Consider the following 25,510-nt stretch of genomic DNA (forward strand, 5'->3'; position numbering starts at 1 on the left):
GTAAATTTCTTGACAGTTCTAGAGAAAAATCCACATCGAATTTAAAAAAGTTGGGGCCAACGTTAATAAGGAAGAATGGTGGAGAAAATACCATGCTCACGCCGGAGAAGGTCATCGGATACTACTTTGGTATCATAACCGTAGTCGGCGGTCTCTCCGTTCTGCTGGCAGTCAAGTACACCCTCCAGAGGTGGCGCTCTTTCCCGGAGAGCGGCTGGAAGGTTCAGGGATTCGCCCTCGGTATTCTTGGCCTCGTCATAGCCTCCGTCCTTGAGGCGCCCCTCCTGTTCCTCAAGACGTGGGTTGCGCTGGCCTTTGCTGCCGGAATAATTGAGGAGTCTGTGAAGCTCCTGCCCCTGAAGTTCTTCGAGCGCTCGCCGGAATGGGAGAAGTGGAAGCTCGTCATAGGTGCGGGCCTCTTTCTCGGGGTTATAGAGGGGATAATGTACACCGCGGGAATCTTCGCCCTGAACCAAGAACCATACCTAGTGGCCGTTAGAATAGTGCTTATGGGACTGCACACCATATGGGCGGCCATCTCGGTCGGCTTCCTGCTCGGCGAGAGGGGATGGAAGCGCTTCACGGGGCTGGCCTTCTCGATGATAGGGCATGCCCTCTACGACCTTCCCTCCCTGGCCATGGTGGACGGCTACTCCGGGACCGTTGTGGCGTATTTAGCTGGACTCTCAACGGGCTTCCTTCTCGTGACACCGCTCATGGCAAATAAAGCCGCCGAACTGGCCGGAAAACTGGTTCCAGGGAAGGATGAAGAGACGGAAAAAATACGGGAAGACGCCGGAGAAACCGAGGAAATCAGCGCTTCGCCTTAAATCTCTCCTGGAACTCGTAGAGCTGGGCTATGCGCTCGATAGTGTCAGCCTCCTCGGGACTCTTGTCTTCCCTCAAGGCCACGTAGCGCGGGAAGCGGAGGGCAAAGCCGCTCTCGTACTTCGGACTCTTCTGTATCTCCTGGTAGGTAACCTGGATAACGACCTTTGGCTCTATCTCGACGAGCTTTCCTTCTTCTCTGACTATCAGGGGCTTGAGCATCTTGGTGAACTCTGCCAAGTCCTCGTCGGTGAAGCCGCTCCCAACCTTTCCGACCGGGACGAACTCGCCGCTGTGCGGATCAAAGGCAGCAACCAGGAAGGAGCCGAGGAGGTGTGCGCGCCTGCCTTCACCCCATTCGGCACCTATGATGACCAAATCAAGGTCCTCCATCGTGGGTTTTATTTTCAGCCACTTCTTGCCCCTGTTCCCGGGCTCGTAAACCGAATCCAGGCGCTTCGCCATCAGACCCTCGTGGCCGAGCTCAAGGGCTTTCTTATAGAATTCCTCCGCCTCGTCGGCGCTGGTGGTTACCAGCTGTTCAGCCAGCCTTATCCGCTCCCCCGGGGAAATTATCTCCTCCAGCTTCTTCCTGCGCTCGGAGAAGGGTGTATCTATCAGCCCATCACCGTCAACGTAGAGTATATCAAAGAGGTTCAGCTCCAGAGGGATTTTCTCTATCATCTCCTCGATGTTGTACTTTCTCCTGAAGCGCCTAAGAACGTACTGGAAGGGCCTGGGCTTCCCGCCCTCACCCACGGCAACGAGCTCGCCCTCCACGATGGCCTTTTCGGCCTTTACGCTTTCTCTTATGGCGTCCACAACTTCAGGAATGGACTTCGTCACGTTCTCCAGCCTTCTCGAATAGATAACGACCCTATCGCCGTCCTTGTGAACCTGGACGCGTGCCCCATCGTACTTTATTTCAAAAGCGGCCTTTCCGCCCATCTCCACCAAAGCCTCCTTCACGTTGGCCGCGTTCTGGGCAAGCATCGGCCTTATGGGCTTGCCCACCTGGATTCTGACCTTTGAGAGGCCCTCGTTGCCCTCGAGCCTGGCCACCCTCGCGACGTAGCCGAAGTCGCTCGTGAGCATGTAGGCCCGCTCAACGAGCTCGGGCTTAACCTTAAACGCCTCGGATATAGCGTCTCTCATGAGCCCTTCCGCAACGCCGGTTCTCATCGTTCCAAGAACCGTTCTTGCCAGATACTTGCCCTCCTCGGGTTGGGCGTCCATGAAGAGATTCGCGAGATACTTCAGCTTCCTGTCCTGGCTCCCCTGACCCTGGGCTTCAGCAATCTTTACAAAGGTGTCGTAAACCCTCTTAATCGTCAGCGGCTGGGAGAAGAAGCTCTTCTGTTTTTTCTTCTTCAAAGCTAAGGCAACGCTCTCTCCCAAATCGCCGGTGTCCCTCACCGAGTTCTCTATCTCCCGCTCGGGAACGCCGGTAGCCATGGAGACGGCCTTTATGAGAAGCTTCTCACCGACGCCGAGTTCCCTCTCGTCCCAGTCGGGGAAGACCTTTCCGAGAATGAGGTAGGGGACTATCTCCAGGAGATCATCTGGGGTTCTCTTGAGGAAGTCGGCGACGAACCTGGTCTTTAAGGTCTTGAGGGTCGTTTTTTCAAGTCTCTTGTAAAGGTCAGCGAGTTCGGTGTATTTCATCTCCACCACCTGAATGGAGTTAGGGATAGGGAGATAAAAGGGTTTAGCCAATCCACCTTCCAACCTTTGGCTTTCCTTCGTGGATTTTGGCCACGTCGTAGGGCAGGTTGAGGTCGGAAACTACACCTATAGCATTCTCCACTTCATCTTTGCGTAGAAGAGCAAAGAGACCCCTTCCGAGCATTATCATGGAGCTGGGAGTGGAGATAACTTTGTCCAGTTCCTCCGCCAGCTCAAGGAGCTCGCCGCTCAGGAGGCCCGTCTTTTCGGCGAATTCCCTCGCCAAGAGCATCATCCTTTCCGGACTTGGGCTCCTGAGGAGCTTCTCAAGGGCGAGCTTTCCTTCAACCTCTATCGCTTTAACGACATCCCCATCGAGCACCTCCCTAGTGGAGAGCCTTCCGAGCGGAACGACGAGAACGCGGTAATCCTCAAAGAAGAGATTGTCCACCACACCTATTCCCGGACCGCCGGGTTTAACGCGAACCTCTATCCCGCCGGCCAGCTGGCCCACAACGTCCCCGAGACCGCCCCTGTTGAGTACCTCGTGTCTGTGCGCTGTCTGAGCAGCCTTAAGCCACGTCCCCCCGAAGGTGTAGCTCAACGCCAAGGCAGTTCCCAAAGCTCCTCCCGCGCTGTTGCCGAAGCCGTAACCGTTCGGGAAGTCGAAGTACTGCCAGATTTCAACCTCACCCACGAAATCATTTGGAACCAGCTCATCCGCGACGGAGTAGCTTATGATTGCCCTCTTCTTCCCAACAGGTTCGCCGTTGAAGGCTATGTGGATGTGCCTCTCAAGCGTGCCGGTTTCTATGCTCGCGAAGACGTTGGTTCCTTTATCGAGGTTTATCCCGGCCCCGAGGGAGCCGGCCTTGAGCGGGTCATCGTGAAAGACCGGAACGAAGAATGCCGTTATGTGGGCTGGAACGAAGGTTCTAACGAGCAACCTCTCACCTCCAAGAAGAGGGTCAAACCTTTGCCTTTTAAAAGTGGCGAGAAAAGGAAAGGGGAAAGCTCACTCTTCAACCACGTAGATTGGCACCTTGCCGTGCGGTATGCCGTACCTTTTGCCGTACCACTCGCTAAGGACGTACCATGCCCCAACGAGGAGCACTATTCCAGCGGGCAGGAGTACCACCCAGCTCCTGACGCCGAGTCCAAAGAGGATGTAGAGAACTGCGCCTATCGATGCCACAGTCACCGCGTAGGGTATCTGCGTTGTCACGTGGTCTATGTGATCACTTCCGGAGAACATCGAGCTCATGATTGTTGTATCGCTGATCGGTGAGCAGTGGTCGCCGAATATCGAGCCGGTGAAGGTTGCTCCAATGGTGGCGAAGACTATCTCGTTTACATGCCCGTTGGTAAAGGCAAGGCTGAGCTGAACGCCGAGCGGAACCATTATGGCGAAGGTTCCCCAGCTGGTTCCGGTCGTGAATGCAACGAACATCGCCGCGAGGAACATTATGAGCGGCATCCAGGGACCGAGGTTGGCGCCGGAACCGGTGGCGAGGTCTATTATGTACGTGCCCGTCCCAACTGCATCTGCGGCGTTACCGAGGCTCCATGCGAGGACAAGGATGGTGTTGGCGAAGAGCATCTGCTTCATTCCCCTGACGACAGTGTCCTCCCACTCCTCGATGCTCATCTTCTTCCTGCCGAGGAGCATTATGCTGGCGACGAGAACCATTGTAAAGCTTCCCCAAAGGAGCGCCGTTGCGGCGTCGGCCTCACGGAAGGACTCGATAAAGCTGTAGTTGAGGAAGTTCACGCCAAAGGGGTTATCCAGCTCAGTCCACCACCCGAGGTCCTGGCTGTAGGCTTCAAGGTTCGCCGCCCCAGTGTACCAGAGGCCGATCATCGAGACGAAGACTAGCACTAGGATGGGTATCACGAAATCCCAGAGGTTGCCGCCTTCCTTGGGCATTCCGAGATCGACCTCCGTCGTCATGAGCGGCTTGGCGCCATCGCGGAGAACTTTGCCCTCGGTCCTGGCACGGTACTCGGCGTGAAGCATCGGGCCGTAGTGCCTGTGGGTATAGGCCACTATCAGAACCAGGAGAATCGCGAGTATCGAGTAGAACCTGAAGGGGACGCTCGAAATCCAAGCATCGTAGGAGTTATACGTCACCCCAAACCCATCAAAGCCCTTTCCTATCATCGCCAGCTCGTAGCCGATCCACGTTGAAATAAGAGCCAGACCCGCCACCGGAGCGGCCGTTGAGTCGTCTATGTACGCCAGCATCTCACGGGAAACGCGGGTCCTGTCGGTTATTGGCCTCATGGTGTTGCCGACTATTATCGTGTTTGTGTAATCGTCGAAGAACACCAGGACACCCATAATCCATCCCAAGACAGAGGCACCCCTGCTCGTCTTTACCCTCTTTGAGAGCGCCTTTGCGAGTGCATGAACTCCTCCGGACTTGTATATCAAACCGACACCGGCTCCAATCAGGAAGTCGAAGATGAGTATCCTGGCGTTCCAGTCATCGGTGACACTGCCAACCACCCATTCAAGGGTCTGGGTGGTTCCCGTTATCGGGTTTCCCCCCGATACCATAACGCCCCCAATCCAGACACCGGCAAACAGAGCAAGTACAACCCTCTTAGTCCATATCGCCAAGATAATAGCCACCAGCGGTGGCAGCAGAGACAGTATTCCAAAGTCCGACACGGTTTCACCTCCAACGGGTTTCAAACCCATAAATATCGGCAATATATAAATTTTCCTGGAATATTTTTGGCATATCGTCAGTCCCTCGAAAATACTGCTGAACTGCCATGCAGATCCATGATATTGTATGGCCATTTCAGTGAACATTCCTGTTGCCCTGCATTATTAGATACTTTCAAGTACATTAATGCGCACCACCCCCATAAAAACCTTTCTTAGAAAAAGCTTCACAGAAATCCGGAAAGGCCTTAAAAAAGCCAGATGTTTCCCGTTCACTCGGAATAGTAATTGAAAGGTGAAGGAAGGTTCATAGTGAGGAACCGATGAGCTCCCCGAGCCTAAGAAAGTCCTTTCTGAGCTCCTCCTTTATGGGCGGCCGATAGAGTGCGGCGGCCGGGTGATACATTGGCATTATGATTATCTTTCCGAAGAGGGTGTGGGCCTCGAAGGTTTTTCCGTGTATCTTGCTTATGGGCTCTGGCTCAAAGCCGAACTTCTCCAGGATGTACCTCATGGAGTGCCTGCCGAGCGGAACTATAACCCTGGGCCTGATGATGTCTATCTGCCTGTCGAGGTAGGGGGAGCAGGCCTTTATCTCATCCTCCAGCGGGTCGCGGTTCTCGGGCGGGCGGCACTTGACGATGTTGGTTATGTAAACCTCCTCCCTGGTGAGACCTATCTCGGCCAGGAGCTCGTCGAGTACCTTTCCCGCCCTTCCGACGAAGGGTAGGCCCTTCTGGTCTTCCCAGTAGCCCGGCGCTTCCCCGATGAACATCACCTTAGCGTCGTAGCTTCCCGAGCCGGGAACTGCGTTGGTTCTGAGCCTCCCGAGGGGACATTTCTGGCAGTTCCTTATGCGCTCTTCAAGCTTCCTCATGAGTTCTTCCTTCCCCATGGGAGCACCTCATGAGAGCGTCTTCTGGGAGAGGTAAGCTTTGAGGAACTCGACCCAGGCAGTGTAGTAGCCTTTCTCGTACTCGTCCCTGAACTCGTGCTCGAGGATCCCCTGGAAGTGCTCGAGGAGCTTCTCCGCCTTCTCCCTCTCGTGCTCACCGATGAGCTGGACTATGAGGGCGTTGGGGTCATTGTCCTTTATGGCGCTCATGAAGCCGTTTATGGCCTTGCCGTAGCCCCTGCCCCACTCGTCACTCCCAGCCATCTTCTGGAGTTTCTCCAGGTGCCCCTTGGCCCTGGAAAAGTCCCGCTTTAGCAGGGCCCTCAGGAACATCTCCATCCTCATCTCTCTCGCCGGCATTTTACCACCTCTCCAAGGATAGTACAGCAGGCTTTTAATGGTTTTCTCGGAGCGAACGGTTCCGCCGATACTCACATCTGCCCCATACCTATGCAGGAAAATTTGCATATTTACGCAAAAGCTTTTATACCCATGGATTGGATGAATAAGCAGACAGGGCGAAGTCAAACACAGGGGTGAAACCCATGGCTGAAAGTGTTGGTGAAGTTCCAAGCGGCGAAAAAGAGTTCGCCGAATCAACCCGCAGGATAAGAGACATCATCGAATTCCCCGAGATAAATGAGGAAGAGTTTGAGCGCATGCTCAAGATTGCAAGCAGGGCCTATGGAGGGCCCCTGCCGCACAGGACGTACTCCCTCTGTCCCGAAACGAGGAGAGTTGTTCCGGCCCTCGTATGGGAGAACGATGGGAAGGTCTGGATAACCAAACGCTGTCCCGAAGGAATGATAACCGACGTCTATTACGAGAGCATTGAGCAGTACTACCGCTTCCAGAAGTGGAAGTACGATTTCAAGCTTATGAGCACAAACGTTGAGAACACCGGCGTTAACTGCCCCTTTGACTGTGGAATGTGTGCCAGACACCGCTCCCACACTAACCTGCTCAACATCGTGCTCACCAACCGCTGTAATTTAAGCTGCTGGTACTGTCTTCCAAGGGACGAGGAAGTCCCCTTCAGGATAAACGGGAAACCCGTGATTGCCAGAATGGAGGACGTGGCCAGGCTGGTGGAATTCAAACACAGGGTTGAAATAGACGGCTTCTCCGGAGAATACGGCACGCCGGACTGGCTTGAGGTAATAACCTTCAGAAATGGAAAGGCCGAGTGGGCGAGGGTTACCAAGTTCCTCAGGAGGAGGCACGAGGGTAAGGTCTACAGGATAAGAACCCACACTGGAAGGGTCCTCAGAACGACTCCGGAGCATAAGTTTCTGGTTTATTCAAACGGGGAGTTCGTTAAAAAGAGGGCTGATGAGCTGAAAGCCGGTGATGAGCTCGTTCTCCTCTGGAACTTTGGGAACGGTTCTGAAGGCGAGGAATTTGAGATTGACCTTCTTGAAGCGTTCAGAGACCTGCCGGAGGACGAGAAGGAGAAAACATACGTGCGCGGAATCGGTGAACTGGACTTAAGCCCGCTGAAGGAGAAGTACGGAGACAAAATCTACCAGTGGAAGAGCAGGGACTCAATGCCGTTGAAAGCTTTCTACGAGCTCAACGTCTCCGGAAACTTCCGCCTCGGAAGGGACGCCACCGACCATGAGCTCCCCTCGAAACTCAAGGTAACCCCAGAGTTCGCCAAGCTCATTGGCTACTTCATCTCCGACGGGCACTACACCGACAAGGACCTCAGGATAACCGTTGGCCACGAGGACGTGGAGAGGGAAATTGTAGCCCTGTTGAAGAAGCTCGGACTACCTTTCAGCTTCCTTGAGTGGAAGGGCAAGGCGAAGCAGATAGTAATCGGCAGCAGGCTCCTAAGGCTGGTCTTCAAATATGCACTTGGTATTCCCGAGGGAGCCGAGAACAAGAGGCTTCCAAGGGACTTCCTGAGGTTCCCGCTCGATGCGAAGGTCGCCCTCCTGAGCGGGCTCTTCAACGGCGACGGCTACGTGGTAAGGGGAGAGAGGCATCTCAGCGTTGGCTACGCAAGCGTTTCAAGGGCACTGATAAGGGACATGCTGTATCTCCTGGCTTCTCTTGGAGTCTTCGCGAGGGTCTACACTGTTGAGAAGGAGAAAATGAGCGGGGCAAACCACGACCTTCACAAGCTCTACATAGCCGGTACCGACATGGTGAAACTCCTTGAGCTGCTTGAGCTCAGAGAAGGGCACAGGGAGAGGCTTGGCGACGTGGGGAAGAGAAAGCCCGCGAGAATAGACCGCGTTGGGGACTTCTTCCTGGATGCCGTTGAAGCGATCGAGACGGAAGAGTACAGCGGCTACGTCTACGACCTTGAAGTTGACAGCGAGGAGCACGCGTTCGTTGCCGGGGATGGAATTCTGATAAGCAACTGCTTCTTCTACGCCAAGGAGGGCCAGCCGATATACGAGCCGACCCTCGAGCAGATACGCATGATGCTCCGCAACGCCAAGAAGCAGTATCCTGTTGGGGCCAATGCCGTCCAGCTGACCGGCGGAGAGCCGACCCTCCGCGAGGACCTCATAGAGATAATCAAAGTCGCGAAGGAAGAAGGTTACGACCACGTCCAGCTCAACACCGACGGAATAAAGCTCGCCTTCGAGCCGGAGCTGGTAAAGAAGATCCGCGAGGCTGGCGTTAATACCCTCTACATGAGCTACGACGGAATGACGCCCCAGACCAACTGGAAGAACCACTGGGAGGTTCCCCTCATCTTCGAGAACGTCAGGAAGGCCGGAGGGCCGGGAATAGTCCTGGTTCCAACGACCATAAGGAACGTGAACGACCACGAACTCGGAGCCATGATAAACTTCGCCCTCAACCACCTGGACATCGTCAGGGGTGTGAACTTCCAGCCCATCTCCCTCGTCGGAAGGGTCCCGAGGAAGGAGCGCCAGAGGTTTAGAATAACCATTCCCGGCGCCATAGAGCGCATAGAGGAACAGACCAACGGTGCAATAGCGATGGACGACTGGTACCCGATTCCGATAGCAGGACACATAGCCAGGTTCTTCGAGGCCTTCACCGGCTCGCGCTACTACATGACGAGCCACTACTGCTGTGGCGCGGCAACCTACGTCTTCCTCGACCGCGAGAACAAGAAGGTCATCCCGATAAGCAGGTTCCTCGACGTCGAGGGCTTCGTCGAGTACCTTGAAGAGAAGGCTGATGAGATAGAGCAGTGGAAAACCATGGGCAGACTCAGGAAACTCAAGCTCGGGGCGGAGATATTCGTGAAGTTCAAGAGCTTCTATGACGACAGGTACGCGCCCAAAGGCGTGAAGGTGCTCGACCTTATAAAGAACGCCTTCATGTACGGCAACTACGACGCCCTCGGCAAGTTCCACACCAATGCCCTCTTCCTCGGAATGATGCACTTCATGGACGAGTACAACTACGACGTCGAGCGCGTCGAGCGCTGCGTCATCCACTACGCCATGCCGGACGGCAGGACGGTGCCCTTCTGCACCTTCAACGTGATTCCAGAGCTCTACCGCGACAAGGTCCAGGCCCAGTTCAGCTACACCTGGGAGGAGTGGAAGGCCATGCACCCAGACTGGGAGTACCGGAAGGACAAGTACATCAGAACGAAGGAGTTTGTCGAGGAGATGAAAAAGAGCGAGCTTTACAGGAAGACCTACATCGACATCGAGGACTACTTCGGCCTGGCGGAGTGAGGTGATGGCGATGGAGGGGGCAAGCGGAAAGCAACTCCTGAGGATCGACTTCAAGTTCAGGAAGATAGCACCGGATGAAGCAAGAACGAAGCAGTACGAGCTCCTGAAGGACGAGAGAATCTGGAGGGCATTCCTCAACGGCTACACCGGGAACGGCTACGTGGTCTTCGACGAGGAGGCCCTCCCGAAGGACGAACTCCTGTCCAGACTGAGGGAGTTCGAGCCAGAGGTAACGGCCATACGCCGGCTCACCCTCGGGGAGCTCATAGAATCCAGCTACTCGTGGAACAACATACTGGGAAGTATGGAACCGTAAAAAGAAAAGTTCAGCGGAGCTCTATTCTTGCTTTTCCTTTCATGTCCTCTTTCTCCAGCTCAAAGCCCACGATTCCGCTGAAGGAGTCCAGCTCAAGGATGTTCTTGCCCGCCTTGACATCGAAGGTTTCTGCAACGGCCTCCCCCGCTGGAAGCGAGAGGTTGTACTCGTAGACGGTAAGGCGGTTATCACTGCTCAGATAGAGAACCATCCTAGGCTCGCAGTAGCCGTCCAGCGGGATTCCACCGAAGGTCCCCGCCCCAAGGCCCTTTGCGGCGCTCGGAAGCGCGAGCGGGAGGGAGAAGCTCACCGCCGGCGGCCTCTCCTGAATTATCCTCTCGTCAAGAACCACCACATCCCTGCTCCCCGTATCAAAGGGCGTCGCCTCAGTCGCGCCCGTGTTGGGGGCGGTGTTGGTGGCAACGAGGAGCTTCCCACCCACTTTCTCGATGCTCGTCACCCTGGCACCGAATGCCCCGACTATCCGGACCATCGGCGGGGCGATGTAGAGAAGAACGCTCGGCCCGACGACGGTGTTGGTAGCGTTCCACTCGATTCCGGCATCACGGAAACCCGGCCTGTAAACCGCGTCGTGGTGTGCGTTGAAGGCCGTTAGTATTCCTCCACCGACGTTAATCGCGTTCACCCTGAATGGGGCGTAGAAGGTGTAGAAGTCGAAGAGACGGAAAAAAGTGAACTCCTCCCCCATGAGGGGATTCCCCGCCAGAACCCCTCCCCTGACGAAGGCGAAGGCCCTGTTGTACGCCGAGGCCATGGCCCCGAGTTCGGGCCTTATGTACGGCCGCCCGTCAGCGCTTCCGCCGGGCTTGAAGGTCTCCCATCTCCCCTCCACCAGGTCGAGGGTCCTGAACTCCCTCAGACCGCCGGTGAAGTTGTTTCCAACGCCGAAAAAGGCAGCGTCGTGAACCGTGGTTCCCTTGGGGGTCGGCTCGTGAATCAAAGGTTCGGCCTTTCCGGTTCTCCGGTCCAGGGCGTAGACGCCGAGGTTCGCATGCCCGTCTTCCCTCGCCAAAAGCAGCCTGTCGCCATAGGGGTCGTAGAGTATATCGCTTACCTCACCGGCCCAGTCGGTCTCGTGATGGATGGAGTCCCTCCAGAGGAGCCTTATTGAATCGTTCTCCGTGTCGTAGACGTGGACGTGGGAGTACTTGTTGCGGAAGAGTATTCTCCTGTCTTCCCTGTAAACGGCCGGGGCATGAACCCAGCCGCCAAAGTATATGAACTCATCAACCGCCTCGACCGCGTTGTAGGTGTCCCCGCCGCTCGTCGGAGCATCGCCAAGGAGGGTGAAATCGTAAACCTTTTCATCACCACTCTTCACGTCTATGAAGTGTGCCTCGGCCTCGAAGGCCAGCGTAAAGTAAAGCGTCCCGTTGTGGTACCGCAACCCGAATATTCCCCCGCTGCCCCACTCGGGGCCGTAGCGACCAGGAAAACGGTAGTTCCTCATGAGCATGATATCACCATTGGTGTTACGCGGCAGGGGCTTATTGGTCTTTCGCATCACCCGGGATGCTTTTATATGGAGGCACCCTAGACCGGAGCATGAGGCCCTACCGAGGACTGACGATAATATTCGGCTTCTACGCGCTGGGTGAGTTTACAACCTATGCCCTCAACCTGACGATTCCGGGGAGCGTGCTCGGCATGCTCTTCCTCCTGGGCGCACTGCTCACAGGCCTCATCAAACCCGAGTGGGTGGAGGGCGAGGCAGAGCTGTTCGTCAGGAACATGAGCGTCATGTTCATCCCTCCCGGCGTCGGGATAGTCACATACCTCGGTCTGATAAAGAGCCAGGCGGTACCGATATTCGTCGCCCTGGTTCTGAGCTTCCTGGTTACGCTCGTCGTGACGGCGAAGACGGTCGAGTTCCTCAGGAGGGGTGAGGAATGAACCCGCTCGGAATAACGCTCACCCTCGTTGTCTTCTACCTGTTCTCGGAGCTCCACTCCAGGAAAAGGGCATTCTATACCAACCCGGTTCTCCTCTCCATAATCACGATAGCTGCCATTCTCAAGTGGTTCGGAATCCCCTACGGGAGCTACATGGATAGCGCAGGCATACTCAAGTTCCTGCTCGGGCCGGCGGTGGTGAGCCTCGCGGTTCCGGTCTACAAAGGCAGGGGGACTATAAGGGCCTACGCGAAGGAGATAACGCTTGGAATAGCCGTCGGCGGAACGGTTGCAATCCTGAGCGCCTTCTATATCGCACAGTTTCTGGGCGGTAGCGAAGAGGTCCTCCTGAGCATAGCCCCCAAGAGCGTTACCACCGCCATAGCGATCGGTATAAGCGAGAAGATAGGCGGCATTCCGGCTTTAACCGCGGTACTCGTGATACTCACCGGACTCCTCGGCAACGCCTTCGCCCCGGAGCTGCTCGACCTTATCAGGGTTAGGGACAGAATAGCCAGAGGTTTGGCGACTGGCGTCAGCTCCCACGGCCTTGGAACGGCGAGGATAATACTGGACGATGAGCTCGCGGGAGCGGTGAGCGGCCTTGCGATGGCCCTGAACGGCGTCTTCACATCGTTACTGCTTCCCTACCTTATCGAAGTCCTCAAGTAGGCACTCGCTTATCCTGAGCCTGTCCTTGGCGTCAAGGAAAAGTGTAAAGTCGCGCTTCGCTATCCTGTCGCTTATCGGGGCGTGCTCCACGAGAAAGGCTATTATCTCCGCCGTGCTGTAGGGGGCCTTTATCCCCAGCTCGTCGGCCTTTCTGAAAAGTTTCTCCGGCACGGTGAATATGTCCTCACCCTTTCTCACATCGACACTTATCTTGGAGTTTATCTGCTCCCATATGAGGATAGTGTTTCTGGCTTTCTCGATCTTGTCAAGGGCGCGTCTCTCAAGGATGCTTATGTTGGCCCGGCTCGTTCCGAGTATCTCGGCTATCTCGCTCTGTTTAAGGCCCCTGGCGCGGAGCCTGAGAATTTTAATCTGCTGCTCGGTTAGAAAGCTCCCCTTCCCCATTTTAAACACCAAAGTTTAACAAGGCGCCGATGGTTAAAAGTTTTTCTCGACACCCCTAACTGGATAGCCTGAAAAGATACCCAAAACCGCCCAAAATCGAGTACGTGGGAAGAACGCCGCAGTTCAGGACTTCCAGAAGGGGAGAATGTTTCTGGTGGTCCCGCGGCCCGGATTTGAACCGGGGACCTGCGGATCTACAGTCCGCCGCCGCTCCCAGGCTAGGCTACCGCGGGACCTCTGCCCGTTCCATAGTGCCCCGGGTAGGTTTATAAATTTTTCTCCTGATCTAGTGGGGGTGGGAACATGAAGCTGTACGAACCGGTCACGCTCGCGATGCCCCTCGCGAAGAGGATAGGCGGGCTTATACTTGAGAAAGGCCGCCTTCCGGAGGGGGACGAAATCAGGGAATTCATGAGGGAGTTCGGCCTCGAGGAAAGCTGTCTCGACAGGGGAATGGCGATATACAGGACAAAGTTCCTGGTTGTCCTCGCGTTCCCGCGTGGAGAGAACGTCGTCATCGATGTTATATCCTCCAGCGGAGAGCTGAGCGATGCACTGGAGATAATAGCGTACAGGGACAGGGAGCTGGGTGCCTTCGTCGTGGAGATACTGCCCGCCAACGACCTCGAGTACGAGGGCAACATCGGGATAGAACCGATAATCATAGACGAAAAGACCCTCAAGCCCGAGAGCAACCCCGTTCTCGGCCACTTCGAGGAGGACGAGGAGGGCCTCTTCCTCGTCATAGACCGCGAGACCTACGAGCGCTGGAAGAGTGAGGGAGACGTTCACACCTGCCCCGTCTGCGGAGGGGAGCTCGCCTGGAAGGGGGAGAAAGCCTACTGCCGGGACTGCGGCTACGGCGTGAGGGTAAAAGGTTAAGTACCAAGATAAAGAACCATTCCCAGGGAGTGTGATGATAGTAAAGTTTGACGTGTATTTCGATGGGGAGTACTGGTGTGCCAGAGGAATTAACGAGGACATTTTCACTCAGGGGAAAACCCTAGATGAGTTGATGGAAAACCTCCAGGAGGCTGTAGAGCTTCATTTCGAGGAGGATATCGAGAGCGGGGAGAAAATAATTGTCATGACGCTCTCGGAGTTCGAGGTGTCCAGAGTTGAGCAAACTGCCAGTGGTTAGCGGCGAGAAGTTGATAAAACTCCTCAAAAAACTTTGAGGTGGAACCATGAGCAGGGCAATCAAAGCCCAACTGGTGAAGTACTCCCGCCTTGCCCACGAGAGGGGACTTACAGCCGCATTTGGCGGAAACCTCAGCATCAGGAAGGGAAGCCTCGTCTTCATCAAGGCCACGGGAGCGGTGATGAACGATATGACTGCCGAGCAGGTGGCAGTTATCGACATGAGCGGAAGGCAAGTTTCAGGCGTCAGGCCGTCCTCGGAGTACCGGCTCCACCTGGCCATTTACAGGAGCCGGCCGGACGTTAGGGCCATAGCCCACCTCCACCCGCCGTATTCCATAGTCTCCTCGACGCTGGCGGTGGGTGAACTGCCGATAATGACCCCCGAGGCGGAGATATACCTGAGGAGAATTCCAATAGCCCCGTTCAGGCCTGCGGGGACCCAGGAGCTGGCCGACGTCGTGGCAGACGCCATACTCCAGTCGGACGCCGTCATAATGGAGCGGCACGGCATAGTTACCGTCGGAAGAACCCTGCGGGAGGCCTTCTACAAGGCCGAACTAGTGGAGGAGAGCGCGAAGCTGTGGTACCTGGGCAGAAAATAGTTCTCCTTTTTACTCATTAGAAACGCAGGGAAATGAGCGTAAAAAGAAAACGCTCACTTGACCTGCTCAAGGGCACCGAGGACCTCCCAGATGATCGTCCTCGTGTGCATCGGCATGTTCGGGTCCTCGCTTATCTCCTCAAGGATTGCTATGGCATCGGCCGCCCTGACGGCGGGCTCCTTGCTCTCGTCGAGGAGGACCTCTATGGCCTGCTCGGCAGCCCTTCTAATGTTCCTGGGAACAACGGTGTCCTGAACGACCTGCTCCTTGAGAACCTGCACGATCTGGCCGATGAGCTCGCTCATTCTATCACCCCCTTTTCTAAAGAATTGTTACTAAAATCTTCCCGGATTATCTTAAGCTTTTCTAACTAAAAAGCTTTTCGGTCAACGTCGAAATTGGAAGATGAGAAGGGCAGATTCAGAATTCCACGCCCTTCCTAGCGAGAATTCCCCTCTGATAGGGGTGCTTTACCTCCCTCATCTCCGTTACGTAGTCCGCTAATTCGAACAGCTCCTCAGGGCAGTAGCGGCCGGTCAGGACAAGCTCCGTGTGCTGGGCTTTGCTCCCGATGAGCTCTCTGACTTCCTCAACGTCGAGCATTTTGAAACCGAGGGCGACGCAGACTTCATCGAGGATCACCAGATCCCATTCCCCGCTTGAGACTACCTCCCTGGCCCGCTGAAGGGCTTTCTTGGCGGCCTCTATGTCGTCCGGTTCGGGTTTTCCGTGGACAAACTTGGGCAGGCCGAAGGACTCTATGACCGCGCCACATTCGGCTATCTTCTTCTGCTCGCCGTACACATCCGGGGCCTTCATGAACTGAAGGATGATGACCTTTCCCCCTGAGCCGAGCATCCTGACGGCCAGGCCGAAGGCCGCCGTCGTCTTCCCCTTCCCGTTCCCGGTGTAGATGTGAACTAAGCCGAGCTTGTCTTTCCATGCCATCTTGACTTCACCGGATGGATATAATTGCCAGGGGTTTTAAAGGGTGTTGGACGAGATTTTAGTAATATCGTTAGAGAACCCGAACAAAAAACAAAAGACTCAACTTAAGCACCCCGCATAAACTGACGAGAGAACAACGCAAGCAACTGGGTCCATATGTATATTCCAAGGCCCATCTCGATGGCATACGTCCAAATGGCGAATCTAGTTGAAAATACGACATATGGATCGGAAGTCACTAACGCTGAAAGGCTAATATACATGTACCCTACAATACTATGTACTGATTCACTCGAGAGAAGTCCAAAAAGATCATATATTCCATATAAAATGGCTCCTATCAGCCATATGCCAAGCCAAACGCCAAAAGTGCGTTTCCAATTCGTCCCATACTCAGAAAATATATCTATAAAGATTTTTTCCCCCAGATATGCCAATTCACCCATTATTTTTTTCCACATAGACCCCGAAGTCCTAGACTTAGCCCTATTGTCCTCCCGCCTAGATCTCATTTCAAGAACAAAATATTCATCAGCTTTCTCAGGATTGCCATTTGAATCATAATTACGTCTAGCCAATCTATACATGCTTGCACGTATCCACGCAGGTGTATTGTGAGGTAAGCCAATCCTTTCGTTTCCAGCATTATCTACTGTCCCAAATAATATATCCTTCCCAACGTAAATTTTTGATACCTTAACCTCCCTATTAAGACAGTCCTCTTTTGGACAAATATTGTAGTTTACAATCTTAAAGTCATTCCCGATATTTACCCTTTCTACCCGAAATCCTTCAAAAATTGAGCTGTAATTATTAACAGAACCCATTAACTGCAGGTTATTACCCACATCAACGTTGAACATGACAAGTTTCCCAATATCTATGTCCTTTATATTTATGTCCACTTGAACCTTGGTGGTATTCCCTGAATATAAATCCCCTTGTATTTTAAGTTGCCCTATATGTGGGACACTCTCTGTATTTTCCAAACCGAAGAGGTGCACGTTGTACACATGAAGGTCAGTTAGGATTACTGCATCGATATCCTTTTTAGGCTGAAATACTAAATCCCCCGCACATTGAAGAGAATTGATCTCTAGTTTTGAACCCATCTCGAGTTCGGTAATTTTTATTTGTCCATTGCGGACTTTCAACTCAATGTACGCACTGGTTAAATCCAAAATTATACTACTACTTTCGAGTTGGTTTTCTCTCAGATTCACGCCAGTAACATCCTTAAGATAGATCTTCTCAATGGTTTTTGACTTAACATTGAACCGCCCAATCCTGCCGTTCTCTATAACAAGTGTTCTTATCCCGTTTTTAGATATGTACAATTCATCCACTTCCACATTAGATAGAATTAATTTGTCTATCACGAGATCGTTACTTTCTAAGTAGAACTTTCTGATATGAACCCCACTAATAATAACACTCTTTGCATCTACCTCCTCAATGGTCAGGCTTCCAAGCACTGGAACGGTGCTTTGTTTAGACGTTCCCTCGGCTTTCAAGACAATAGCCGTGATGTCTTTAATTTCTTTGAGCCGTATTTCCGTTGACCTGGCCCTATTATCGAGTATATTCTCTATACCCAGTAGTTCAATCCTTCGTTCAGTTCCACTTCCGGTTACGCGTTCCAAGGTAAAGGCGTGCACATTAAAGTTGTCCATCCTGATGTAATCCACTTCCACGTTTTCCAAATGAAATTTCTCAATACTCGTGTATTCAGTATTAAGAACCAAGGGGATGTTTATATCATACAGAATCACGCTATCCAGAGTGTTAATATTGGCTATGCCAATTTGGAATTTAGCCCTTTCTGTAGAACAATAATGCAGTTTACTTACAAAAAATTCCTTCAGGGGAATACGTGACAGGCTGACAACTGAATCTCTGTCTTCCTCAACAGTAGCTTTAATTGATATTCCCTGGATCCCAGGGTGTGAATCAGACAATGTAAGTTTAAATGAATCTTCAAGTTCTCCAGAGATTTTAAGTTCTCCATTTTCTACCCTGACTTCTGATATATCTTCAAAATCCCCCCGCAACAATTGCGTAACCTTTTTATCCGTGATTTCGATCATTACAACACCCTCCAATGATCATGGCCTAACAATACATTCAACCAACTAACCAACTAAAAGGATATAAATATTTAGTGGCAGTAAAGTATACTTAATGGTGATGAAAATTACTGGCGAAATAAAGGTTATAGACAACACAAAAAAACCATTATCCGAGTACATCAAGAAAGAACTGCTGAAAAGCAGAAATGCTAAATTCGCGGTTGGTTACTTCTACCTTAGTGGATGGAATCTTATTAATGATGGAGTCCCCTCAGCAGCCCCAAAAGATTTTTTGAAGTTGGTAATTGGCAATTCACCTGATATAGATGCCGGCATCTCAAAGGATGAATTTAAGTTAAGATTCTTAGAAGAGATTTCCAAACACTCAAATTCAGATACTGTTGAGAACTTATGCAATTTGATAAGAAATGAAATAGTAAAGATTCGAGCTTACACTCAGGGAAGACTCCATTCCAAATTATATCTCTTCACTGGGGACAATAGACAGGTTGCTATAGTTGGTTCGTCCAACCTAACAAGCGCCGGGCTGTTTAAGAACAAAGAACTAAACATAATACTCCAAAATGTGGACACAATAAAAGAACTCGACAAATGGTTTGAAGAACTCTGGGAAGAAAGCGAGGATATCCAAGAAGAAATCCTAGAACTGATAGAAGCAGGAAAAAATATTGGTATAAACTTTGGAAAGTTTGTGACACCTAAACAATTATTCAAAATCCTTGTGTGGAAATGGTTTGACGGCATGGTAGAGCCAGTGCAAAAAAAAGGAGTCTTAGCCGAATTCCAGTTGATAGGTGTAATAAACGCCATCAGAATTATCTCTGAATTTAATGGAGTCATAATAGCCGATTCCGTCGGTCTGGGAAAAAGCTTTATTGGGGCAACTATCATTGAGGAATACCTCAGGGGTAAACTTCCTAACTGGGACCCAAATCGCTTTGGAATTAAAAAAGAACGAAAAGCTTTGTTGATATTACCCCCCTCCCTGATACCACAATGGGAGTATCTCTTAACTAGTGGCGAATACTTTTTCTCCAGGAGTGAAGGATTTTATCTAAAGCCCATATCCTCCGGTTCGGCCAGATTTCGAAAGTACACTATATTCCATAAGACAAGGGGAAAAGTGGGGGAAATAGCCTTTCTATCAATGGACAAATTCAGCGCATATTCCCAAGAGGATATTATAAATATGGGGCTCAATTACGACTACGACCTTATCTTGATAGATGAAGCCCACCGGTTGAGAAACCGCGCCACCAAACGCTGGAAGAATGCCCGGGTGCTAAGATTCAAGGACAAATCCATTTCATATCAAAACAAGTTTATACTGCTAACAGCCACACCATTAAACAATACTATCTGGGATATCTATAACCTAATAAAAGTATTTTCTGACGATTTCTTCTCAGCATTTAAATCAAAGGGAATTGATATTACACAGTTATTCATGGAATTCCGCGAAGCCAAGAAAAAATGGAAAGAAGACCCCCTTAAATATGAGGCCCAATTACAGAGAATCGCCCAAAAGATAAAAGAAGAGGTCCTTGACAACACAATGATTCTCAGGACAAGGAAATACATTCTGCAGACGTTTGGAAAAGATGGAAAGATAAAAATTGGTGAGAGAGAGCTAATTTTCCAGGATCCCAAACCAGATAGAGTGACGTACAAAGAGATAACTGGTGGGCAATATCAGAGATATTGGGAATTCATTAAGACACTCCCGGAATACTTTGAGAAACTAGAATTCGAATATGTTAATCTGTATACCAGCGGATATATAATCCTCGGCAGCAGCCCAGAGGAAACAACCCCCGCACAAGCGGAGGAGGAATTCGTCAAAGTATCCCTTTCATCAATACTAAAGCTCTTGCTGGCAAAAAGAATAGAGAGCAGTATTTTCGCTTTTGAGAGAACCCTAAACAAAATGTATGGCAAGAACCACAGTATTTATACTATCCTCAAAAGCTACATTCCCAAATTGAAGGTCGCCAAAACTGATCGTGCTAAGTTCGATAAATATGTCATGAACCTTGGTGAAGACCTCCTTCGTGTACTTCAGAAGGAAGATGTTGAGTCAAAATTACTAACGGAGCTCGGAGAAGAACCCGAGACATACAATACGAAACTCGTTATACTGTCAAAATTCGTTGAAAAAGGTGCTCAGATTCAGCTTCCGGAGTTCAAAACGACAGAGGAACTCCTACACCATGTTCATAGGAAGCATCTAGAGCACGCCCTTATCAGAGGCATGACCTCGGTCTCTTTCAAAATAAAATCAGACATAACTGTAATGAAAGCCATTCTCTCAAAGCTTGAAGAAGTAAAAGTAAGAAAGAATGGCTCAAATGAACCTGAAGTGATAGGATATCTAACAGAAGAATCAGAGAAAATCCCCATATACAATTATTACGATCCAAAACTTGAACGCCTCAAAGAAATAATTAAGACTGAATTTCTACGAAAAAAATGTATCATCTTCACCCAGTACAAAGATACAGCAAAGTATCTTTACGCTTACTTAAGTTATTGGGCACCCAACCAAGCGGCTTTACAGTATTTGGTACGAGGAGATAACCAGTTAAAAATTGGCTTGGTCACAGGAGAACTGGATGTCGAACAGAAGGAGCACATAATAAAACGTTTCGCTCCAATCGCAAACAACAGCAGAGATGTAGCCGAAAGATATGGAGAGATTGAGATTCTAATCTCCACAGACTCCCTCAGTGAAGGTGTGAACCTACAGGACGCCGATGCGGTTATCAACTATGACCTTCCATGGAACCCGATGATAATCGTCCAGAGGGTGGGAAGGGTCAGTCGCATTGGTAATGAAAAGGAAGTTATTGTAAAGAACTTCTTCCCCGCGGAGGAGATAGAGATAACCCTTGGTGTCCTTTCCAAACTCAAGGAAAAAATAAAGGACATAACAATACTCGTAGGCAAGGAGTTCCAGATATTAAGCTCGGATGAAGACGTAAGCCTCGAAACTTTTGGAGAGAAACTAAAGAGTCTTGCCGAACTAAGCTTGAGTCAGCTGGAAGAAACCTCCCAGTCAGAGGAATTCAAGCTGATAAAAGGGGGCATGCCCCAAGATGTGGTTGAGGAATTTGAGCTCCTAGACTACATTCAGAACGAGTTGGGGCTTACTAAGAAAGACTTCGAAGATATAAAGGATCTACTCCACTTCAACCGGCCGCTATATACATTCACTAACATGGGAAGACTGTTTGGAATGGTTGAGATACGTCAGGGGAAGCGAGTGACAGGAAAAAAAGTCTTAGTGGTAGACGAGACGGGAGTGTCTGAAACGGGATGTACCACACTAAAGTACCTATGGACTGAAGCCGGCACTCCCAAATCCCCCAACTTGCCAACCCTTGAAAAAAGATTGAACGCACTTCACAGATACTCCAAAAACACATTATTAGCCAAGCACTCAAAGGGAGCTCCATTAAGGGGATTCATTGCGGAGCTCTATAGAATCATGGAACAACATACGGTTCAAGCAATATTGACAAGAGACGTGACTCCTGAAAGGATTAAACTAGCCAAGACATACCTTTCAATGGCTGAGCTGACCACATCGGAGATAAAAGAGCTAAAAGAACACCTACTAAGAACCGGGGGACTGAAAACAAAGGGTAAAAAACTTGTTCCGGCAGATTTTCCCAGACTTGTGAATGGGATTATAGAGTATTTTGATCGTTTTCACTCGAATATTACTGACAAGAATGTTTCATACAGGCTGATTGGGTGGTGGATGTGATGAGAAGAGGGCACGGAATTGTATGGAAGGACTTTCTCGACTACGAGACCCTTAAGGAGAAACTCAAGAGCATGGGATATCCAGAACTCGACAACGTTAAAACAGTCTGGCAGACGTGGTATAAGGGATACAGTGAGAAGGAAGTGCCTCCCGGGGATGAAGTGTGGTTCCGATTGAGGCCACTGGATATGGATCCGGTTGAAGACAGGGACAGGATACTTATCATAAAGAACTGTGGAGGTAAACACAGAGACTGTGTAAGCTATCTCAGAGCCATCTTAAACCGTGAGACAATAGGGCTTGTTGATCCTGCTGAGGATTACGGTGATGTTGTAGAGAACATGAAATTGCTCTCAAAGGAGGAGTTAAGAAGAACCAGTTTGCCGGGACGCCCCCAATACGCCATCGTTTTTTCAAAAAGAGGACTAACATTCATAGGCCCATCCGCCACCCAGAGCATTGACACCATTATAAAATCTCCAGGCAAAATCTCAACTGCATTTCAGGAAAAACTCAAAAGTTTGGCACGTTCATTCAGCAAGCCGGAGAAGTACGTCGTCGTCTCGATAGATAAGCTAACCGATAAGTCCGTGGCAAAGTATTACCTCCCCAAGGTGTGGCAGGAGATATTTGACAGGAGGGATATTATAGAGGAGTTCTTCCAGCTCTTTAAGCTCGCCAGGGATTACATGTACAGGGAACTTCAGGGAATAACCGACGACATGGAAAAACGTCAATTCGTGGATGAGTTCATGCTCCAGCTTCTGATCGTGTGGTACCTCCAGTCAAAGGGCTTCCTCCCAGAAGGGAATGAAAAACCGTACCTAATTGAAAAGTTCCTCGAAGTGAAGGATAAGGGGGAGTACTCCTACTTCGAATTCCTCAAGAAGCTGTTTAACGTTATGATGGGTAACGTTGAAGGCTGCGAGTTGGGAGAGGACGGGGCATTTGCAGAGTGTCCTGACCTCGGAAGAGTTTTCATAACCGGCCCCGCACCCTTCTTAACATCCCTCGAAAAAATTGAACAGGTAAGGATCCCAAACAGGGTCTTCTACTTCTCCACAGAAGACGGTATAAAAAGGGGACTGCATTATCTGATAACGGTCAACCCCCTGAGAAGCAGGGGAAACAAAAATCTCCTTGAGAGCATGCTTCAGGATGAGCTGAATGAAGGGGGTGTTCCAGTTTTAGCCATTTTCGAGAGCAGGGACTGGACTGTAGAGGGCGTCGATGGAGAGATAGATAGGTATGTTATCGGGGCAATATTCGAAAAGCTCCTTGACCCCGAAGCCAGAAAGGGCAGGGGGGCGTATTACACGCCCGAAGAAATAACCAAGTACATCGCTGAGAACACCATAAAACCCTACCTCATTGATAAGTTAAACCAGAAATTCGGGACGAAGTACCAGACACTGGATGAATTCTTTAATGATGAAAAAGCAGATAGGACTTTAAAAGAAAGGCAGTATGAGTTCCTGTTCAATGAACTGAGGAATTTAAAGGTACTTGATCCTGCAGTTGGCAGCGGCCATTTCCTTGAGAGTGCCATTGAAGTTCTGGTCGATATCTACAGGCAGATACGAAATGCAGTTCTCGAATATGGCTTTGACGAGTTAAAGTTCACCATAACCACAGCCGATAAAAAAGGAGAACTCGTTAACATCCCCATAACAAAACTCAGGGCGGGCGATGAATTCAAGTTGAAGATCATGTTTTATGTCATAATCTCCCGCAACATCTACGGAGTTGATATTGACCCAAGGGCCGTCAGCCTGGCGAGGGCGAGGCTTTTCCTGACGCTGACGGAGAGCTTCGATCCAAGCGGCATCTATATCCGGTTCCCCAACGTCCACTTCAATATACGTCCAGGGAACAGTTTGATAGGATTCACAACAATCGAGGAACTTCAGAATCTCCTGATGAAGGAGGAGAAAAACAGGCTTGACAGATGGCTCACCCTTACCAAACGTCCCCCCAGAGGGAGCTCTTCCAGGGCCAACTTATCACTGAGCACGGATACAAAAGAATACATAGAATCCATCGAGAAGAAGCTCAATTCGACCACAAGCAAAGGAGTAGTCGACGAATTAAGGATATTGAAAGCGAATTTAGATTCACAGCTCACCAGAGAGCTCATGATGCGCTTTTTAAGGTTGAAGAGCAGGCTGGCGGAAATACTGCTCGTATCACTGGACACCAGGCACGCACGCGAGATAATCAGACTGCTGGAGGAGATGACGGGTGCCGTAAACGGTAACCTCAACCGCGAGTTTGCGGAGATTCTGGCAGAACGCATAAGAGAGAAGGAGGGGAAGAAGGGTAGGATAACAAGCGACCAGCTTAAGGAGCTCCTGGATGACCTCTCAAAGATCGGCTCCTTCCACTGGCCCTGGGAGTTCCCCGAGGTGTTTATGAGGGAAAACCCCGGGTTTGACGTGGTTATAGGGAACCCGCCATATGGGGAGATAAACAGGATTGTCCCGGATGAAGACCTCGCAAAGCTGTTGAGTTTGATGTTCAAAAGTAAAAAAGTATCCGGATATAGGTTGCAGGGTGAAGGGAGAAAAGTCAACATATACAAAGTCTTCCTTGAACGCTCCTATGATCTCTTAACAACACACGGTTACTTTGGGATGATATTCCCCGCGCCGTTCCTCAACGACTCCACCTCCATAGGGCTCAGGAAAACCTTCTTTGAAAAAGGGGTTGTGGAAAGGATACTTGAGTTCCCGGAGAAGACGAGGGTATTCAAGGGTGTGACACAGGCTGTGACGGTGATGCTTCTTCAAAAAGTTTATGAAAAAGATGGGAACGGGGAAACTGGAGACTATGATTTTGGGCTCGTGGCTGGAATAGCACCACCGGAACTCGGAGACCTCGATGGGCTGACTCCGGTGAAAGTCAACAAAACCTCCCTTAAGGGACTAACGGATGGGACTTATACAGTGCCCCTCATAAAGAACCAGGAAGAGTGGGACAAACTCTCCCGTCTTTCGGAGCTACCAAAACTCAACACTTTTGGGATTGAAATGAAACAGGGCGATATCAATGAAACAAAAGATAAGGAGTTCCTCGGCGACGAACCCGGCGATCCCAAGGTGCTCCTCATAAAGGGCATCCACCTGGATCGCTACTACGTCGACCTCCGACCGGATGGCCCAAAGCCGAGGTGGGTAAAGGACTTTAACAGGTTGCTCGAAAAGTATCCCTCCGTCAGTGAGAACATAAAGAAGGAAAGAATCGGATGGAGGGCAGTTGTCAACAAGGCACAGGTGCCCAGGTTGAAGTTTTCGCTGATACCGAAAAACGTCGTGCTCACCCACGCGGTCGACTTTATGGTGGTGAACGAAGGCGGGGTGTCCCCAAAATACCTCCTTGCCCTCCTCAACTCCCGTCTTCTCGACTGGTTTTTCCAGAAGTTCTCCTCATCAAATAATGTTACGATGCCCGAGGTCAGGAGGTTGCCCATAGTAATCGCCGATAAAAAAACACAGAGCGTCCTCGGAAGGCTCGTGGAATATTTAACATTCTTGAAGGTTATGGAAAGGGAAGCTAGAGATAAAAGAGACGCCCTTAGATGTAGGGAGCTGTTCAAGTTCTTCGATGATTTGAGGGAGGTGATAGTTTGCTCGCTATACTTTGGGGAAAAGGGTGTTCCCGTCGATGAGATCGAGGGGTTGCTTGAGGATATACAATTCGACGAGTGGTTCGCGGAATACCACATTAGGGGACTGACTGGAGAAAGAGAAAAGTTCGATGAGCTATCCAAGGAGATATTTACCAGGGTTGAGAAGATAGGCTCATCAATTATGAAGAAACTCGACAGAGAACGCATTTTCACGGCATTACAGTATGAACCGATAATCCCCATTGAGAAAAGATTTCAGAGACCACTGATTTAGTATCTCTTTGA

The 25,510-nt window shown here is 50.7% G+C and carries 20 protein-coding genes and 1 tRNA gene; 10 read left to right on the forward strand and 11 right to left on the reverse strand.

Annotated elements, in window-relative coordinates:
* Positions 1-92 precede the first annotated feature (92 nt).
* The gene (locus TIRI35C_RS10135; RefSeq protein WP_188202736.1) at positions 93-830 is read left to right on the forward strand and encodes a PrsW family glutamic-type intramembrane protease; all 738 of its coding nucleotides are present in this window, start codon (positions 93-95) and stop codon (positions 828-830) included.
* Here TIRI35C_RS10135 and TIRI35C_RS10140 read toward each other — a convergent pair.
* The 5 genes from TIRI35C_RS10140 to TIRI35C_RS10160 all read right to left on the reverse strand — a co-directional run bounded on the left by TIRI35C_RS10140 (position 814) and on the right by TIRI35C_RS10160 (position 6,422).
* Entirely contained in the window at positions 814-2,493 is a 1,680-nt protein-coding gene (locus tag TIRI35C_RS10140; protein WP_188203228.1) for an ATP-dependent DNA ligase, read from the reverse strand. The two genes, TIRI35C_RS10135 and TIRI35C_RS10140, sit on opposite strands and share 17 nt — an antisense overlap.
* A 43-nt stretch (positions 2,494-2,536) precedes the next feature.
* On the reverse strand, positions 2,537-3,439 hold the full coding sequence (locus tag TIRI35C_RS10145; protein WP_188202737.1) for a pantoate kinase: 903 nt from the start codon (positions 3,437-3,439) through the stop codon (positions 2,537-2,539).
* Positions 3,440-3,508: 69 nt separating this feature from the next.
* Positions 3,509-5,167: a Na+/H+ antiporter NhaC family protein gene (locus tag TIRI35C_RS10150; protein ID WP_188202738.1), complete on the reverse strand. Its 1,659-nt coding sequence runs from the start codon at positions 5,165-5,167 to the stop codon at positions 3,509-3,511.
* Between the two features lie 307 nt (positions 5,168-5,474).
* Entirely contained in the window at positions 5,475-6,062 is a 588-nt protein-coding gene (gene udg / locus TIRI35C_RS10155; RefSeq protein WP_188202739.1) for a type-4 uracil-DNA glycosylase, read from the reverse strand.
* Between the two features lie 9 nt (positions 6,063-6,071).
* Entirely contained in the window at positions 6,072-6,422 is a 351-nt protein-coding gene (locus TIRI35C_RS10160) for a hypothetical protein (RefSeq protein ID WP_188202740.1), read from the reverse strand.
* 185 nt (positions 6,423-6,607) lie between these two features.
* On the opposite strand from TIRI35C_RS10160, the gene tes-int reads away from it, so the two are divergent.
* Entirely contained in the window at positions 6,608-9,739 is a 3,132-nt protein-coding gene (gene tes-int / locus TIRI35C_RS10165) for a tetraether lipid synthase Tes, intein-containing (RefSeq protein ID WP_188202741.1), read from the forward strand.
* A 4-nt stretch (positions 9,740-9,743) separates the two neighbouring features.
* Positions 9,744-10,055 carry a DUF3213 domain-containing protein gene (locus TIRI35C_RS10170; RefSeq protein ID WP_246454766.1) on the forward strand — a complete coding sequence of 104 codons (312 nt, stop codon included), beginning with the start codon at positions 9,744-9,746 and terminating at the stop codon, positions 10,053-10,055.
* 10 nt (positions 10,056-10,065) lie between these two features.
* Here the strand turns inward: TIRI35C_RS10170 and TIRI35C_RS10175 are convergent, their stop codons facing one another.
* On the reverse strand, positions 10,066-11,532 hold the full coding sequence (locus TIRI35C_RS10175) for a DUF2139 domain-containing protein (RefSeq protein ID WP_188202742.1): 1,467 nt from the start codon (positions 11,530-11,532) through the stop codon (positions 10,066-10,068).
* Between the two features lie 89 nt (positions 11,533-11,621).
* Between TIRI35C_RS10175 and TIRI35C_RS10180 the strand changes: the two genes are divergently transcribed.
* Both TIRI35C_RS10180 and TIRI35C_RS10185 read left to right on the forward strand, forming a co-directional pair.
* A complete protein-coding gene (locus TIRI35C_RS10180) occupies positions 11,622-11,969 on the forward strand; it encodes a CidA/LrgA family protein (protein WP_188202743.1) in 348 nt (115 codons plus the stop codon).
* A complete protein-coding gene (locus TIRI35C_RS10185) occupies positions 11,966-12,640 on the forward strand; it encodes a CidB/LrgB family autolysis modulator (RefSeq protein WP_188202744.1) in 675 nt (224 codons plus the stop codon). The genes TIRI35C_RS10180 and TIRI35C_RS10185 overlap by 4 nt, the downstream gene beginning before the upstream one ends.
* Here the strand turns inward: TIRI35C_RS10185 and TIRI35C_RS10190 are convergent.
* On the reverse strand, positions 12,605-13,045 hold the full coding sequence (locus TIRI35C_RS10190; RefSeq protein WP_188203230.1) for a Tfx family DNA-binding protein: 441 nt from the start codon (positions 13,043-13,045) through the stop codon (positions 12,605-12,607). The genes TIRI35C_RS10185 and TIRI35C_RS10190 overlap by 36 nt on opposite strands.
* Positions 13,046-13,200: 155 nt before the next feature.
* Positions 13,201-13,278 (reverse strand) — tRNA-Tyr (locus TIRI35C_RS10195).
* Between the two features lie 70 nt (positions 13,279-13,348).
* Between TIRI35C_RS10195 and TIRI35C_RS10200 the strand changes: the two genes are divergently transcribed.
* Genes TIRI35C_RS10200 through TIRI35C_RS10210 form a run of 3 tightly spaced genes read left to right on the forward strand, consistent with a single transcriptional unit; the run spans position 13,349 to position 14,790 of the window.
* Entirely contained in the window at positions 13,349-13,927 is a 579-nt protein-coding gene (locus tag TIRI35C_RS10200) for an FYVE zinc finger domain-containing protein (RefSeq protein ID WP_188202745.1), read from the forward strand.
* Positions 13,928-13,961: 34 nt separating this feature from the next.
* The gene (locus TIRI35C_RS10205; protein WP_188203231.1) at positions 13,962-14,186 is read left to right on the forward strand and encodes a type II toxin-antitoxin system HicB family antitoxin; all 225 of its coding nucleotides are present in this window, start codon (positions 13,962-13,964) and stop codon (positions 14,184-14,186) included.
* 46 nt (positions 14,187-14,232) lie between these two features.
* Positions 14,233-14,790 carry an aldolase gene (locus tag TIRI35C_RS10210; protein WP_188202746.1) on the forward strand — a complete coding sequence of 186 codons (558 nt, stop codon included), beginning with the start codon at positions 14,233-14,235 and terminating at the stop codon, positions 14,788-14,790.
* Positions 14,791-14,843: 53 nt separating this feature from the next.
* Here TIRI35C_RS10210 and TIRI35C_RS10215 read toward each other — a convergent pair whose 3' ends face one another.
* The 3 genes from TIRI35C_RS10215 to TIRI35C_RS10225 form a co-directional block, all read right to left on the reverse strand.
* Positions 14,844-15,095 carry a UPF0147 family protein gene (locus tag TIRI35C_RS10215; RefSeq protein ID WP_088853373.1) on the reverse strand — a complete coding sequence of 84 codons (252 nt, stop codon included), beginning with the start codon at positions 15,093-15,095 and terminating at the stop codon, positions 14,844-14,846.
* A gap of 115 nt (positions 15,096-15,210) precedes the next feature.
* Positions 15,211-15,738, reverse strand: a complete 528-nt coding sequence (gene cobO, locus TIRI35C_RS10220) for a cob(I)yrinic acid a,c-diamide adenosyltransferase (protein WP_188202747.1) — start codon at positions 15,736-15,738, stop codon at positions 15,211-15,213.
* Positions 15,739-15,842: 104 nt separating this feature from the next.
* Positions 15,843-17,825 (reverse strand): hypothetical protein, encoded by a 1,983-nt coding sequence (locus TIRI35C_RS10225; RefSeq protein ID WP_188202748.1) that lies wholly within the window; start codon positions 17,823-17,825, stop codon positions 15,843-15,845.
* 94 nt (positions 17,826-17,919) lie between these two features.
* On the opposite strand from TIRI35C_RS10225, the gene TIRI35C_RS10230 reads away from it, so the two are divergent.
* On the forward strand, positions 17,920-21,597 hold the full coding sequence (locus TIRI35C_RS10230; RefSeq protein ID WP_188202749.1) for a helicase-related protein: 3,678 nt from the start codon (positions 17,920-17,922) through the stop codon (positions 21,595-21,597).
* Positions 21,597-25,499 (forward strand): Eco57I restriction-modification methylase domain-containing protein, encoded by a 3,903-nt coding sequence (locus TIRI35C_RS10235; protein WP_246454795.1) that lies wholly within the window; start codon positions 21,597-21,599, stop codon positions 25,497-25,499. Before TIRI35C_RS10230 ends, TIRI35C_RS10235 begins: the two co-directional genes overlap by 1 nt.
* Positions 25,500-25,510 lie beyond the last annotated feature (11 nt).

Source organism: Thermococcus camini (assembly GCF_904067545.1).
Lineage (GTDB): Archaea > Methanobacteriota_B > Thermococci > Thermococcales > Thermococcaceae > Thermococcus > Thermococcus camini.

What these genes read in the sequence shown, in the direction of transcription:
- TIRI35C_RS10135 (WP_188202736.1), top strand. Translation starts at nt 93, where the DNA reads ATGCTCACGCCGGAGAAGGTCATCGGATACTACTTTGGTATCATAACC.
- TIRI35C_RS10140 (WP_188203228.1), bottom strand. Translation starts at nt 2,493, where the DNA reads ATGAAATACACCGAACTCGCTGACCTTTACAAGAGACTTGAAAAAACG.
- udg (WP_188202739.1), bottom strand. Translation starts at nt 6,062, where the DNA reads ATGGGGAAGGAAGAACTCATGAGGAAGCTTGAAGAGCGCATAAGGAAC.
- TIRI35C_RS10160 (WP_188202740.1), bottom strand. Translation starts at nt 6,422, where the DNA reads ATGCCGGCGAGAGAGATGAGGATGGAGATGTTCCTGAGGGCCCTGCTA.
- tes-int (WP_188202741.1), top strand. Translation starts at nt 6,608, where the DNA reads ATGGCTGAAAGTGTTGGTGAAGTTCCAAGCGGCGAAAAAGAGTTCGCC.
- TIRI35C_RS10170 (WP_246454766.1), top strand. Translation starts at nt 9,744, where the DNA reads ATGGCGATGGAGGGGGCAAGCGGAAAGCAACTCCTGAGGATCGACTTC.
- TIRI35C_RS10175 (WP_188202742.1), bottom strand. Translation starts at nt 11,532, where the DNA reads ATGCTCATGAGGAACTACCGTTTTCCTGGTCGCTACGGCCCCGAGTGG.
- TIRI35C_RS10180 (WP_188202743.1), top strand. Translation starts at nt 11,622, where the DNA reads ATGAGGCCCTACCGAGGACTGACGATAATATTCGGCTTCTACGCGCTG.
- TIRI35C_RS10185 (WP_188202744.1), top strand. Translation starts at nt 11,966, where the DNA reads ATGAACCCGCTCGGAATAACGCTCACCCTCGTTGTCTTCTACCTGTTC.
- TIRI35C_RS10190 (WP_188203230.1), bottom strand. Translation starts at nt 13,045, where the DNA reads ATGGGGAAGGGGAGCTTTCTAACCGAGCAGCAGATTAAAATTCTCAGG.
- TIRI35C_RS10200 (WP_188202745.1), top strand. Translation starts at nt 13,349, where the DNA reads ATGAAGCTGTACGAACCGGTCACGCTCGCGATGCCCCTCGCGAAGAGG.
- TIRI35C_RS10205 (WP_188203231.1), top strand. Translation starts at nt 13,962, where the DNA reads ATGATAGTAAAGTTTGACGTGTATTTCGATGGGGAGTACTGGTGTGCC.
- TIRI35C_RS10210 (WP_188202746.1), top strand. Translation starts at nt 14,233, where the DNA reads ATGAGCAGGGCAATCAAAGCCCAACTGGTGAAGTACTCCCGCCTTGCC.
- TIRI35C_RS10215 (WP_088853373.1), bottom strand. Translation starts at nt 15,095, where the DNA reads ATGAGCGAGCTCATCGGCCAGATCGTGCAGGTTCTCAAGGAGCAGGTC.
- cobO (WP_188202747.1), bottom strand. Translation starts at nt 15,738, where the DNA reads ATGGCATGGAAAGACAAGCTCGGCTTAGTTCACATCTACACCGGGAAC.
- TIRI35C_RS10225 (WP_188202748.1), bottom strand. Translation starts at nt 17,825, where the DNA reads ATGATCGAAATCACGGATAAAAAGGTTACGCAATTGTTGCGGGGGGAT.
- TIRI35C_RS10230 (WP_188202749.1), top strand. Translation starts at nt 17,920, where the DNA reads ATGGTGATGAAAATTACTGGCGAAATAAAGGTTATAGACAACACAAAA.
- TIRI35C_RS10235 (WP_246454795.1), top strand. Translation starts at nt 21,597, where the DNA reads ATGAGAAGAGGGCACGGAATTGTATGGAAGGACTTTCTCGACTACGAG.